The organism is Photorhabdus luminescens subsp. luminescens (assembly GCF_001083805.1).
GTDB classification, from domain to species: domain Bacteria; phylum Pseudomonadota; class Gammaproteobacteria; order Enterobacterales; family Enterobacteriaceae; genus Photorhabdus; species Photorhabdus luminescens.
In genome coordinates, this window is record NZ_JXSK01000005.1 from 26,044 (window position 1) to 40,552 (window position 14,509).

The following is a 14,509-nucleotide window of genomic DNA, read 5'->3' on the forward strand; positions in this document are numbered from 1 at the left end:
TTACTTATCATCCGGTCTGAGTGCTAAACCACCGGCTATCACATATTCCATCAGTTGAACTGGCAGTGGTGGTTGATAATGACGAAATGCTGCCAACATATCCCAAGAGTAAGTTCCTTCAGGTAGGGCTTCTTGTTGGCAGCTACTGTAATAAACAGGCTGTTCAGCCATAGATGAGGCAGATAATTGACGGATAATCTGCTGTGGAGATGCTGCCGTATTCGTTGATACCAGATCATAAGCGAAGGGGGCATTGGCAGGAGATACCCATAGCCAACCAGATTGTTGCCTGTGTAACAGCCAACTATCAGCGGGAACGCCGGCATATTGCGCTATATAGCGTAGGGCACAGGGGGCAATATCAATGGCGTCTGGAATTATTCCTGCTTGTGCAAGACATTGTAGCCAGAGGTTGAGATCTTTCTGGCGAGCGGCGCTGATGTAGGCGTTTTGTTCAATAATACGGTAATCCAGCGCCAGTTCTCGGGTATTAAAGGGAAATTGTTTCTCGGCGCTAGCGTTGATAAACCAGCCTTGTTCCGGTTCTTTAAGATTGATATCTGGGGGCAAAGTCAGACTCTTTTGCAATGTTTGTTGTACAGGTAGGGCGAGTCTGAAACTGATTTTTTTAGGTAATTCTTGGCGCCATTGATTTAAAATATCACATAGTATTTCTGGTCGTTGCAGACGGCCTTCCGGCATAACCGTATCGGATAAAAGATATTGCCAGCAGTGGCGAAGCTGCCAGCCATCTCGGCGTTTTATAGCTGCGACGGCGCGAAGGGCGCCATTTTGGATGTCCAATCCGACATACCATTTTGGTGAATACATATATCGATCTCCATATCAGTAATTTTAATAAAAGACCATATTCAAGGTGCTGTGTAACCTTTATACTACGCGCCGATTGTTTATAAACCACCCGACTAACGTGGCATGGGAAATTTCAGGTGAAGTTCGTAAAGTATTTTCTAGTCTTTGTCGTGAGTTGCATTTTTCTGGGAACGGCCTCGATTTTTGGTATGTACAAATATATCGAGCCTCAGTTACCTGATGTGGCGACATTAAAGGATGTTCGATTACAGACACCAATGCAGGTGTTCAGTGCAGATGGCGAGCTGATTGCCCAATATGGTGAAAAACGCCGTATGCCTCTTAAGCTGTCCGAAATTCCACCGATTATGGTGAAGGCATTTATTGCAACGGAGGACAGTCGTTTTTATGAGCATCACGGCGTTGACCCGGTAGGGATTATCCGGGCAGCATCTGTCGCAATGAGTTCAGGCCATGCATCACAAGGGGCGAGCACCATTACCCAGCAACTGGCGAGAAATTTCTTTCTCACCCCAGAGAAGACGTTGATGCGTAAAATTAAGGAAGTCTTTCTGGCTATCAGGATTGAGCAATTGCTGAATAAGGATGAAATCCTCGAACTCTATCTTAATAAAATTTACCTTGGTTACCGGGCTTATGGTGTCGGGGCTGCGGCTCAAGTCTATTTTGGTAAGAATGTTAATGAGTTGACACTGAGTGAAATAGCGATGATTGCCGGCTTGCCAAAGGCGCCTTCTACGTTTAACCCGCTGTATTCGTATAGTCGGGCGGTTAACCGCCGGAATGTGGTTCTGAGCCGTATGCTCAATGAGGGCTATATTACTCAACAGCAATATAATCAAGCTAGAAGTGAAAAGTTGGTCGCTAATTACCATGCGCCCCAAATTGCTTTCTCTGCGCCCTATTTGTCCGAGATGGTGCGTCAGGAGATGATTGAGCGTTATGGTGAAAATGCTTATACCGACGGTTATAAAGTTTACACCACAATTACCCGTAAACTTCAGTTGGCTGCCGTGGATGCGGTGCGTAATAACATCATTGATTATGATGTGCGTCATGGCTACCGTGGCGCGCAGGAAGTTTTGTGGAAAGTGGGCGAACCTGCCTGGGATCGGGAACAGATTGCCAAGAAGCTTAAGACTTTGCCAAATTATGGGCCATTAATACCGGCTGTGGTGACCAGAGCCGGTACTGATCAGGCGATAGTGATGTTGCCTGATGGCAGTAGTGCGGAATTGCCAATGGCGGGTGTCCGTTGGGCCAGAAAGTTCAAATCTGATAGTGCACAGGGGGCGGTTCCTCGTAGTGTGAATGAAGTGGTGCAAGTTGGCGAGCAGGTTTGGGTTCGGAAAGTAAAGGATATTTGGTGGTTGGCGCAAATGCCGGATGTTAATGCTGCTTTGGTCTCTATTGATCCGAATGATGGTGCTGTAAAGGCGTTAGTTGGTGGGTTTGATTTCAACTTGAGTAAATTTAACCGTGTCACTCAGTCATTACGCCAGATTGGTTCCAATATTAAACCATTTCTCTATACCGCAGCGATGGATAAAGGGCTGACATTGGCTTCATTACTCAATGACTTGCCAATCAGCCGTTGGGATGCTGGAGCCGGTACTGACTGGCGTCCGAAAAACTCACCACCGACTTATGTTGGACCAATCCGTTTGCGTCAGGGATTAGGGCAATCGAAGAACGTCGTGATGGTGCGAGCAATGCGAGCAATGGGGGTCGATTATGCCGCTGATTACCTGCAACGGTTTGGTTTCCCGGCACAAAATATAGTACGGACGGAATCTCTGGCTTTGGGATCGCCATCATTCACACCAATGCAAATGGTACGTGGATATTCGGTCATGTCCAATGGCGGCTATCTGATCGATCCTTACTTTATTACTAAGATTGAAAACGAAGATGGCGATATTCTATTTGAGGCTAAACCGAAAATTGCATGTCCGCAGTGCGATATTCCAGTAATTTATGGAGATACGGTACGTTCAATCGAGCTTTCTGAAAACTCGATTGAGAATGTTGCTCAATCTCATGTTAGCCAGCAAGAGATATTGCCGTTGCCTGAATTGGAAAGAGTACCGGTAATTGATAGCCGTGAAGATGCGCAAGAATATGCTCCTCATGTTATCAGTACTCAATTGGCATTTTTGATCCATGATGCTTTGAATAGCAATATTTTTGGTGAGCCGGGTTGGTCTGGTACGGGTTGGCGCGCCTCGCGCGATCTGAAACGTCGTGATATTGGCGGCAAAACTGGAACAACTAATAGTTCAAAAGATGCCTGGTTCTCTGGTTATGGGCCGGATATTGTCACGACGGTTTGGATTGGTTTTGATGACCACCGTAGAAGCCTTGGTCGTACAGCAGCCAGTGGTGGCGAGGCGGGTGCTAAGAGTGCGCAGCCAATTTGGGATGACTTTATGAAAATCGCTTTGGAAGGGGTTCCTGAAAAAGAAGTCACACCGCCTCCGGGGATTGTTTCTGTCGTAATAGATCGTAAGACAGGCAAACTTGCTGGCGGAGGCGGGGATACCCGCAGTGAATACTTCATTGATGGAACTCAACCTACCGAGAGTGCGGTGCAGGAAGTGGGCACAACTTTAATTGAGAATGGTGAAAGTCAGGAATTATTCTGATGAACAAACAGGCACAACGAAGCGCGGTTGTGCCTGTGAACTTCAACGGTGCTTTAAGTATTTTTGTGCCAGAAACAGGGCGCAGACATTACGCGCTTCGTTGAAATCAGAGTGATCCAGTAATGACATCATATCTGCTATAGGCCAACGTATTTGTGGTAATGGTTCAGGTTCATCTCCTTCCAGGCTTTCTGGATAGAGATTTTCAGCAATAACAATGTTCATTTTGTTAGAAAAATAGGATGGGGCCATAGTGAGTTTGGCTAATTGTTCTATTTTTCTGGCGCCAAAACTGACTTCTTCTTTTAATTCACGGTTAGCGGCTTCAAAGATACTTTCCCCGGGGTCGATCGCGCCTTTAGGAAAGCCCAATTCGTATTGCTCAATGCCGACTGCATACTCACGAATAAGCAATAATTCATCCCCAATGACCGGGATTATCAGAACAGCTTCCCGATTGACCGGACGCATCCGTTCATAAACGCGTTTTACACCGTTACTGAATTCGAGATCAACTGACTGAATATGAAATAAACGTGAATGGGCAATGTCCTCTATGTTTAGGATTTTAGGGTTTTTCAGGTCATTCATAATTGCCCCTGATGGTTTAATATGGGTTGAGTTGAGTGCCTGTGTATTATTACGTCATAAATTATTTCATTAACCTTAGATTTTATGATGAAATTAGGTACACTCCATAGCTTGACTAAATATGGCCGATTATTTTGATAAATGATAGTGATTATCGCTGGTTATTGTTGTTACTGCTATCTTTATCCTGTTTGGAAATAGATCTATGTTGTAGATAGTTTAATGAGTGATTATATAACTCATTGTAAAATAAATTAAAAAATAAATAGAAATAACCTAATTCAGAACTTAACGTGTAGTTGCTAATTTGCAGACAGCAATAGCAAGATTGTCATGGGTATGGGGATAAAATGAGCGTAACAGTCGTTATATTGGCTATCTTGATAATTAGCCTGATTGTCATGACTTCCTTTCTGATTTTCAGATGGAAGCTACATGATAACGCCTGTTATCTGCCTTCTGTTGCTGCGCCAACCTATCGTAAACTTAATGCTGATGAGCATCAGGCTATTGAATGTTATTTGAGTCGAGTGTTGCTGCCAGTTGTAACAGACCGTATTAATAAAACAAGTTGGCCAATTCTGATGGGTAAAAATGATATGGTTTATACTATCTGTCATTCCATTACCCGCTTTTCTGTTGCCTCAGATGAACTACATAGCTGGCGTTATTATATTGATATGGCAGAAGTTCATTTGCCTTTTTTCCTTGAGCCTTTTATTAAACAGCAGAATGTTATTGATGTTGTTCACACCGCGACAATACCACTTGTTATCTCGATTAATGGTCACTTTCTGAAAGATTTTCAACAGGATTTTCCTTCTGCTCCAGTAATTTCAGATGTATCTCATCAACAGGCATCGATCCAAAAAAATGGTGAAACCAGCGTAAAATTACAAAATATCCGCAAAGAGACATTGGAAGAATATCGGTTGAATCATTCATCGGGTCTTTGGGAGGGGGGATTTTTGTGTTTTGGATTTTTCGTTTGGTTTCTTGCATTACTTGCGCCAACACTGTTTTTGCCGTGGCTGATGTTGATTGCAGGCAGTTTAGTCGTTGTCAGTTTTTGGCCGCTATTTTGTCCACTCTCAATATGCAGGCGTCAGGATATTCACTGTTTTACCGGTATACCAAAGCGATGGGGATTATTTGGCGAATTTGAGCGAGGGCAAATGAGTAATATTTCACTTGGTGGAATTGATTTGATTTATCCTCCTCATTGGGAGCCCTATGTTGTTCACTATCTTGATCAAAAAACCGATATTGATATTTACAGTAACGGACAGGTAGTCAGGCAAGGGCATTATCTTTCTTTGCATGATGAAGAAAAAAATTACCCTTATCGTCGTTATGGGAAAAATCTCATGATGATTGTTAGCAGCTTGCTTATTATGCTGCTGCTCTATTTTTATCATCCGGTTAGTGTACCGATGAAACTCAGTTTTGCCTGGTTACGTGGCAGCAGCACAAAAGTTGTCACTGACGCTAGTATGATGGAAGGGATAGAATTACGAGTTGGGGATATCCTGAAAGCAAAAGGGGTTGGTATGTGTTATATGCCGCCAAACAATATGAACGGTAAAGGCAACACCTATTTTTCTCCATTCGATTGTTCGGGAATATATTGGAATAGAGTTAATCCACTGCCAATACCAGAATCAGAAATTATAGAACATGCAGCTAGACTGATTGCAACTGTTAATAAACAATTACGTTTACAGGAAAATGACAACGTAATAAATCCAGACCTTGCTCGGGAGGTTGTCAAATCTGGTATGATCTTATTGGATAATTTCCCTGATATTATATTGAAAACTAAAGAATTATGTGAAAAAGAAACAGACTGTTTACGCTTGAAAAATGCTTTGGTTAACTTGGGTAGCGCTAATGATTGGCTAACTTTGCTAAAGAATGCAGAAAGTGGCAAATTAGATGACACTCATGTTTTATTGCGTCCGGCAGGCGCTGAAGCTTTGGGAAAGTTGGTTGATGCAACGACATCATCATTTATCTACCGGGAAATAGATAAAGTCGCAATGTTGCTTAATAGCCCTTCTCCTGGCGGCGTTCTGCTTATCAGTGATGAAGGCAAGCAATTGGTTGAATATATAACGCCGACTATTATCTCTTATGACCATAGTGCGTTAGAACAATGGCGTGAGTTACAGCGATTATCGGATATGGTATTGCAAACACCCTTTGAGACAACGGGAATTATCACGGAATTGTCCGTAGATAGTCATGGAACCCGCCGGATTGTGTTACATAATGAATTGGATTCCATGACGCTTGCTCGTTGTATTGGTACCACTGTTTTATTCTTGGTTCTTTTTACGACCTTACTCATTAATTTTATGCTGGTTGTTAAGAAAAATCGGCAGAACAAACAACGTCTAAACAAAATCAAGCAATATTACGATAACTGTTTTAATACACTTTTTCCGCCTACGCGTTGGCGATAATCGATAGTGGTATGTTAGGCTTTGCGTTATTTGCCAAAGCTGATAGTGAGAGGAAAAATGAAGGATAATTCAGACTCCGATCAAGCTGTCCGTTTGGATAAGTGGCTGTGGGCGGCCCGTTTTTATAAAACACGGGCTATTGCACGGGAAATGATAGACGGCGGTAAAGTTCACTATAATGGTCAAAGGAGTAAACCGAGTAAATTGGTTGAACCCGGGGCTGAAATTAAACTGCGTCAGGGTAATGATGAACGTATAGTTGAAGTTCTTGCACTAAGCAATCATCGGCGCGGTGCGCCGGAGGCGCAACAACTTTACCAGGAAACGGAAGCGAGTATTGCTAACCGGGAAAAAATGGCAATTGCTCGAAAAATGAATGCATTAACTATGCCTCATCCTGATCGCCGACCGGATAAAAAAGAAAGACGTACGCTGATTAAGTTTAAAAACACCAAATTAAGTGGGCAGGAATAACCTGCTCGAATGAGAGATCTTTTATGTTTAAACAAGACCAATTACACCGCTTTTTATTTGAGAATTATTCTGTACGTGGTGAGCTGGTTTTAGCCAGTGAAACTTACCAGCATATTTTGGAAAATCATGATTACCCGCAGCCGGTACAGCAATTATTAGGAGAACTGTTGGTAGCAACCAGTCTATTAACGGCAACACTGAAATTTGATGGTGATATTACGGTTCAGATTCAGGGAGATGGTCCGGTCAAACTGGCAGTGATTAATGGTAATCATCAGCAACAAATGCGTGGTGTCGCTCGTATTGATGGATTCATCCCTGAAAATAGCAGCCTGAAGCAGATGGTTGGCACAGGCTATATGGTTATTACCATTACGCCGACTCATGGTGAGCGTTATCAGGGCGTGGTTGCACTGGAAGGTGAAACACTGGCGGATTGCCTTGACGATTATTTCAGACAGTCTGAACAGCTACCAACTCGTTTATTTATCCGTACTGGTATTCAAGATGGAAGCGTTGCGGCTGGTGGTATGTTGTTACAGATTTTGCCAACAGCGGAACAAGGTAGTGCAGAAGCTTTTGATCATCTGGCGCAATTGACTGCGACCATTAAAGGTGAAGAGTTATTTTCATTGGAAGTTAAGGAGATCTTGCACCGCCTTTATCATGAGGAGGATGTCATATTATATGAGCCGCAAGCGGTCGAATTTCGTTGTACTTGTTCGCGCCAACGTTGTGCTGACACATTAGTCACACTTTCCGATGAGGATGTTAATCATATTTTGCAGAAAGATGGCAACATTGATATGGCGTGTGAATATTGCGGTACGCACTATATTTTTGATGCTGATGATCTGGCTGCAATTAGAGCGGAAAAAAAGAACCAGCTCCATTGATATTCTATCTAAACAAATTTTCTCACCTCTTAAGGCGCGGATTCGCGCCTTTCTATCAATATCCATAATATTCAAAACTGCTTTTGTGCCTTTGGCCCCAGATTAAACTTAAAAAAATAGTGGGTTTTCAATTTTTTGATAACTATCGCTGTTAATTAATCATAACTATTTATTATTGCTCACAGAAAAAGCGTGACTACCCAGGAGCAATAAACATGAGTGTTAAAGGTATTACCCCGCAGGAACTCGCGGACTATGGAATCCATGATGTTAATGAAGTTATTTATAATCCAAGCTATGAGTTGTTATTTTCAGAAGAAACCAAACCTTCACTCGAAGGCTGCGAGAGTGGCACTCTGACCAACCTGGGGGCTGTGGCTGTCGATACGGGGATCTTCACGGGTCGTTCTCCCAAAGATAAGTACATTGTTCGTGATGATGTCACCCGTGACACCGTATGGTGGGCTGATCAGGGAAAAGGTAAAAATGATAACAAGCCATTACAGCAGGAAACATGGACATACTTGAAAGGCTTGGTAACTAAACAGCTTTCAGGCAAACGTTTGTTTGTGGTTGATGCTTTCTGTGGCGCTAATGCAGATACACGATTGAAAGTCCGCTTTATCACAGAAGTTGCGTGGCAGGCTCATTTTGTTAAAAACATGTTTATCCGTCCGTCGGATGAAGAGTTGGCGGAGTTCAAACCAGATTTTATTGTGATGAACGGTGCAAAATGCACCAACCCGCAATGGCAAGAGCAGGGTTTGAACTCTGAAAACTTTGTTGCGTTTAACCTGACAGAACGTATGCAGCTTATTGGTGGTACTTGGTACGGCGGCGAAATGAAGAAAGGGATGTTCTCTATGATGAACTACCTGTTGCCGCTGAAAGGTATTGCTTCGATGCACTGTTCTGCCAACGTGGGTGAGAAAGGGGACGTTGCGGTCTTCTTCGGCTTGTCTGGCACAGGTAAAACCACACTTTCTACTGATCCAAAACGTAAGCTGATTGGTGATGATGAGCACGGTTGGGATGATGACGGCGTCTTCAACTTTGAAGGTGGTTGCTACGCGAAAACCATCAATCTGTCCAAAGAGGCGGAACCTGATATCTACAATGCGATTAAACGTGATGCGTTGCTGGAAAATGTTACTGTACTGACAGATGGCGCGGTTGATTTCAATGATGGCTCAAAAACTGAAAACACTCGTGTTTCCTATCCTATCTACCATATTGAAAATATTGTTAAGCCGGTTTCTAAAGCGGGTCATGCAACTAAGGTCATCTTCCTGACTGCGGACGCATTCGGTGTGTTACCTCCAGTATCTCGCTTGACACCCGAACAGACTCAATATCACTTCCTATCTGGTTTTACTGCAAAATTGGCTGGTACCGAACGAGGTGTGACTGAACCGACACCTACATTTTCTGCTTGTTTTGGTGCTGCATTCCTGACTTTGCATCCAACCCAATACGCGGAAGTATTGGTAAAACGTATGCAGGCGGCAGGTGCTAAGGCTTATCTGGTGAATACGGGTTGGAATGGTACGGGTAAACGAATCTCGATTAAGGATACCCGTGGGATCATTGATGCCATTCTCAATGGTGATATTGAAGAAGCTGATACCATTACATTACCTATTTTTGATCTGGCGGTTCCGACAGCGTTGCCGGGTGTTAATACCGACATTCTTGATCCACGTAAGACTTATGCAGATAAATCTCAATGGGAAGAGAAGGCGAAAGATTTGGCTCATCGTTTTGTCGATAACTTTGATAAATATACTGATACCCCGGCGGGGGAAGCTTTAGTGAAAGCGGGTCCTAAACTGTAATTGTGAATTCTTTAGCCTCATCCGTTGGGGTGAGGCTTATTTGATATTTATGTTGGAGGAAGGTCAAACAACAGTATTTCACTATCACGGCTGGCGCTAAGTTGAATATTGACTTCATCCCGGATAGCCAGACCATCGCTGGTGGTGGCTTTGACGCCATTAACCATCACTTCGCCACGAATGACTTGTATCCAAATATAACGGCCTTTTTCTGCAACATATTCGGCGGTTTCGTGATCTTTAAGTACCCAACGCCATAAAGTCATATCCTGAAATACTCTCAGTGAACCATCCCGGGCATCAGGTGAGAGCACCAATTGGCGGCCTTGTACATCATCAAAACGACGTTGTTCATAGCGCGGCGTTAAACCTGTTTTACTTGGGATGATCCAAATCTGATACAGATGCAATTGGCAATCACTGTTCGGATTGTATTCTGAATGGCGAATGCCGGTACCTGCGCTCATAATTTGGAATTCACCAGCAGGTATCCGTTCCTTATTTCCTATACTATCCTGATGTTCAATGGCGCCGGAAAGGATATAGGTCAGTATTTCCATATCCTCATGCGGATGGGTACCAAAACCTTGACCTGCTTTGACGAAATCTTCATTAATAACTCTTAAAGCTGAGAAATTCATAAAATTAGTATCGTAATAGCTGGCAAATGAGAAGGTATGCCAGCTAGTTAACCAGCCATGATTGGCATGGCCGCGATCTGATGCTTTGCGTAAGTGGATCATATTCAAATCTCCTCAATAGTTTTTACAGTCTAATTGAGAAGAGATAGCATTAAAGCTTAAAAATCTGACTTAATTATTCAAATATTTTGAATAATTGATAATTGGATTAATTAATAAAAAGAAGCCAGCACCCGGCTGGCTAAAGTAAACACTGGAAGCAATGTGAGCAATGTCGTGCTTTCATCTGTACCCTGAAGGCAGTTCATCTGAAAGCGGTACGAATGATAATAATTATCACTATCGATTGTAAAGTGTTTTTTCTGGTCAAATATAGAATAATGGTGAAGTTTTCAATCAAGTGATTGATAAATATTGATATTTTTATATGCGTCGGTGTGATGCTTAAGGGAAAGAAAATTATTTTGCCGAGTCGATTTGTTAGGTAATCACCTTAGATTGTTCAGTAAATTTGACATGAGATTAAGAGCCTTGGCAGGATTACCGTAAACCCTTAGCAGGAGTTTATTGGTCGAAATAATTTGATTAAGAGCTGAAACATGCTTGGATAAAATAAGCTAGGGTTGGAATTGTATTTACCATAGCCAACTATTTATTTTAAGAAATGTTTTGGTGAAATAATTACGTTATAATGAATTTTAATATGCTGCTCAATGCCAAATGTTCTCTAAAATTCAACTCGTTCTAAACTTTTTTACTCTAATAAGCCGTTTCCTTTATATATTCTGACTGTATTTTTAACGTCATGAAAGATATCTTTTCAGGTAATTATATGTGGCATTTTTTGGCGTGGATTGTGTTAACAGGCTTGACCGTTTGGGGAATGATTAATCATTCACTAAATCAGAATTATCAACAACAAACAGTTTCATTTAATATTCTTTATCGAGAGCTGAGTGAAAAGCTGGCGCAACATGACGCAATTGTATCGCTAACGGATACTAATATCGGATTAGATCAGCTACAGGAAAATTTTCCGCAAATCGTCGGATTACAAGAGATGCCAATGAATGTATTAATATTCCCTATAATTAGTGAAGAGGATGAAGGAAGATATTGGCTTAATAGTAAACGCAGTAGTATCCGGTTATTAATAGATCTTAATATCCTGATGAAAGATTTATCATTATTGTCACAATTTAGAATGATACAACTGGATTGGAATAATCGCCCATTGATTACGTATGGGGTGGAGAAAGAGCACTATTTTTGGAACTGGGAGAAAAAGTTAGCTAATCGTTTTCAGCCTTTTGTGCTTAAAGTGGGTAACGATCAACAATGGCTTAGACTTCCGTGGGGCTATATTGCTTGTCTGAGTTTTTTATGGGCAGTAATTATCTGTTTTATCTTTTTAATTCAGAAGAATAAAAGATTGAGGAAAATTTCTGATTTACGAGCACATTTCTTTGAATTTACCCGCTTAAATACAATGGATGAAGTGGCAACCGGTGTTGTTCATGAATTAAATCAGCCTTTGACGGCGATTATGAGTTATAACCAAACCGCGTTGAGGTTAATGAAAAAGCAGCAATATGATAAAGTGACGCCAATACTGGATTCATCGATTTTGCAAACTCAACGCATTGCAAACTTATTAACGCAATACCGTCAAAAACTGACGGCTGGTAGTATTATTTTACAACCTGTGAATATTCAAGCGATATTAGGTCGAGTTGAAGTATTGCTCGAAAATGAAATTAAGGCCAGTAAGATCAAGATAATAAAGCATATTTTTGATGAACTGCCAATGATATCTGCTGAGCCGTTGTGGATTGAGCAGATATTTCATAATTTAATCAGTAATGCCATTCAGGCACAGCAAGAGCAAGGTCGGTCAGAATATCAAAGTTGGATCTGTATCGATATTAACTATATTAATGAAATGATAAGAATCACGATAACAGATGGTGGCCCTGGATTAAGTGATGAAGCTTTAAAAAACGTGTTTATTCCATTCTTCACAACACGCCAACAAGGTATGGGATTGGGAATGACGTTAACAGAAACATTAATTCATAAACTTGGTGGTGATATTCATGCTGAAAATTGTGAAACAGGGGGAGCGCGTTTTATTATTTGGTTACCAACTAATAAAGGTAAGGAGAAATAATGGCGGCAGTGATTTATCTTATTGATGATGATGAAGCGATCCGTGACTCATTATCTATGTTATTAGAAACAATGAATTGGCAGGTAAATTCATTTCCTGGTGCGCAAGAATTTCTTGATGAAATTGGTAGTAAGAATATCGCAGCGCTTCAGGGATGTATTTTATTGGACATTCGTATGCCGGGAAAACCTGGATTGGCATTGCAGGCCGATCTATTGAAACTCAATAGTACATTACCGGTCATTATCATGACCGGACACGGAAATATTGATCTTTGCCGTCGAGCTTTTAAAAATGGCGCTTTTGAGTTTTTAACCAAACCTATTGATGCGGATTTATTAATTGAAACGGTTTCAAGTGCATTATTATTTCATCAAAAAGTATTTAAGCAACATCAGATATATGAACAATTGAAAACGAAATTCAACCAGTTATCTGAACGCGAAAGGGAGGTGATGAAAATTATTTTAGAAGGTAAAACCAGCAAACAAACAGCTCAACAGTTATCGTTATCACCACGTACTATTGAGGTTCATCGTGCTAATATATTTCATAAATTGGATATACATTCTTTACCGCAGTTAGTCAAAGAGTATGAATTATTTAAGTCATTATCTTATGACTAAGTATTTCTACTGAGTTGAATAAGTAATTGACCGAATAGCTATAGCCGATAAACCTCATTAAGTTAGAACAGGATAATTCATCAACTTAAACTTAATGAGGTTTACCTATGAAACACTCTCTTTTCTATACTGTTCTGGCCGCAGGTTTATTCGCTCAATCTGCTTTTGCTTCATCACTAATTACCGAACGTAATATTACCCTTGAGATAGCAAATAAATTAGCTTCTGAAGCAATTCAGTCTTGTAAATCGAATAATTATAACGTGGCGGTTTCTGTTATTGATAAAAGTGGGGTTTTGAAAGCGGTTCAGCGTATGGATAAAGCTGGGTTGCATACCGTTGAGGCGAGCAAAATGAAAGCTTATACCGCGTTATCTACCCAGAGAACGTCAGAGGACGTCATGAAAACCGCACAATCAAATCTTGGTGCTCAATATTTAGGGGATATTCCAGGCTTCCTATTACTTGGTGGTGGTGTTCCAGTTAAATCTGGTGATGAAGTGATTGGCGCAATTGGTATTGGCGGCGCACCGAGTGGTTCTTTAGACCAACAGTGTGCTTTTGATGCGATTCAGAAAATTTCATCAGAGTTATCTTAATCATAATGATTTATAATGTATGTAGGGGTAATAATGATGAATTAATTCTTTATTTCTGTTCATAATTGCGATATTCGTTATATTGATATTAGGAGTGTAGAATTTAGATTTAATATCTTTTATTATCGTACTTTTTACAAAGGCAATAACTGGATTGAAGTTATTGCCTTTCATTTTAAAATAATTGGAATAGGCTATTTGGAGGGTTTTATTTATTTGATTTTCTATTATTTAAATTTAGTTAGATTTAAAGATATGTTTCTGAATTGTCATTTTATAACACTATAATGTCGTTATCTCTATGGTTTATATTCTGTCATTTAAGTTGTTTATGAAACTCTATTGCATTACGGTTATGAATTATAAGAAATTCTACATATCAAGATATGCAATCTTATATTAATTCTCCCGATTATAATCTTATTTTAGGCTATTGTTTTGGTCGTAATGATCAAGCTTTACGTTTTTACACAGGTGCGGGTTCTGTAACAAGTTACACTTATATCTAATGCAAGAAAAAACGCAGGATTAGGAGGTAAGGAATGAATTAATAATCCTGCATCCCGAAAAATACTTTTTTGCAGAAACAATAAAGTTTGTGAAAATATATGAAAATGACAATGACTATATTTGACGTCATTTTAATCTGTACCTAATGGAATAATACAAATAAACTCACACTGAGCTTATGTAATAAAAGATTATTACATTATTATCGTGCGCAATATCACGA

The 14,509-nt window shown here is 40.7% G+C and carries 12 protein-coding genes; 9 read left to right on the forward strand and 3 right to left on the reverse strand.

Translation table 11 applies throughout. The annotated features are described in order from the left end of the window. Complete coding sequence (pilM, locus tag TI10_RS13340; RefSeq protein WP_049583847.1) at positions 1-831, reverse strand: pilus assembly protein PilM; 831 nt, start codon at positions 829-831, stop codon at positions 1-3. Positions 832-950: 119 nt separating this feature from the next. Here pilM and mrcA point away from each other — a divergent pair, with 119 nt between their 5' ends. Further along, positions 951-3,479 (forward strand): peptidoglycan glycosyltransferase/peptidoglycan DD-transpeptidase MrcA, encoded by a 2,529-nt coding sequence (gene mrcA, locus TI10_RS13345; RefSeq protein ID WP_049583848.1) that lies wholly within the window; start codon positions 951-953, stop codon positions 3,477-3,479. A gap of 42 nt (positions 3,480-3,521) precedes the next feature. Here the strand turns inward: mrcA and nudE are convergent, their stop codons facing one another. Beyond that, positions 3,522-4,070: an ADP compounds hydrolase NudE gene (gene nudE / locus TI10_RS13350; protein WP_049583850.1), complete on the reverse strand. Its 549-nt coding sequence runs from the start codon at positions 4,068-4,070 to the stop codon at positions 3,522-3,524. 350 nt (positions 4,071-4,420) lie between these two features. On the opposite strand from nudE, the gene TI10_RS13355 reads away from it, so the two are divergent. The 4 genes from TI10_RS13355 to pckA all read left to right on the forward strand — a co-directional run bounded on the left by TI10_RS13355 (position 4,421) and on the right by pckA (position 9,740). Further along, a complete protein-coding gene (locus TI10_RS13355; protein ID WP_049583851.1) occupies positions 4,421-6,535 on the forward strand; it encodes an intracellular growth attenuator family protein in 2,115 nt (704 codons plus the stop codon). 57 nt (positions 6,536-6,592) lie between these two features. Beyond that, entirely contained in the window at positions 6,593-7,009 is a 417-nt protein-coding gene (gene hslR, locus TI10_RS13360; protein ID WP_049583853.1) for a ribosome-associated heat shock protein Hsp15, read from the forward strand. Between the two features lie 23 nt (positions 7,010-7,032). After that, positions 7,033-7,905, forward strand: a complete 873-nt coding sequence (gene hslO, locus TI10_RS13365) for an Hsp33 family molecular chaperone HslO (protein ID WP_049583854.1) — start codon at positions 7,033-7,035, stop codon at positions 7,903-7,905. Positions 7,906-8,120: 215 nt separating this feature from the next. Beyond that, positions 8,121-9,740, forward strand: coding sequence for a phosphoenolpyruvate carboxykinase (ATP) (gene pckA / locus TI10_RS13370; RefSeq protein WP_049583855.1), 1,620 nt, complete (start codon positions 8,121-8,123; stop codon positions 9,738-9,740). 47 nt (positions 9,741-9,787) lie between these two features. Here the strand turns inward: pckA and TI10_RS13375 are convergent, their stop codons facing one another. Next, positions 9,788-10,483, reverse strand: a complete 696-nt coding sequence (locus TI10_RS13375) for a pirin family protein (RefSeq protein WP_049583856.1) — start codon at positions 10,481-10,483, stop codon at positions 9,788-9,790. Positions 10,484-11,213: 730 nt separating this feature from the next. On the opposite strand from TI10_RS13375, the gene TI10_RS13380 reads away from it, so the two are divergent. The 4 genes from TI10_RS13380 to TI10_RS26660 all read left to right on the forward strand — a co-directional run bounded on the left by TI10_RS13380 (position 11,214) and on the right by TI10_RS26660 (position 14,285). Then, on the forward strand, positions 11,214-12,551 hold the full coding sequence (locus tag TI10_RS13380) for a sensor histidine kinase (RefSeq protein WP_074524894.1): 1,338 nt from the start codon (positions 11,214-11,216) through the stop codon (positions 12,549-12,551). After that, positions 12,551-13,177, forward strand: coding sequence for a response regulator transcription factor (locus TI10_RS13385; protein ID WP_049583858.1), 627 nt, complete (start codon positions 12,551-12,553; stop codon positions 13,175-13,177). Before TI10_RS13380 ends, TI10_RS13385 begins: the two co-directional genes overlap by 1 nt. A 107-nt stretch (positions 13,178-13,284) precedes the next feature. Next, positions 13,285-13,776 (forward strand): GlcG/HbpS family heme-binding protein, encoded by a 492-nt coding sequence (locus tag TI10_RS13390; protein ID WP_049583859.1) that lies wholly within the window; start codon positions 13,285-13,287, stop codon positions 13,774-13,776. 362 nt (positions 13,777-14,138) lie between these two features. Beyond that, positions 14,139-14,285 carry a hypothetical protein gene (locus TI10_RS26660; protein WP_367889016.1) on the forward strand — a complete coding sequence of 49 codons (147 nt, stop codon included), beginning with the start codon at positions 14,139-14,141 and terminating at the stop codon, positions 14,283-14,285. Positions 14,286-14,509: the final 224 nt, after the last annotated feature.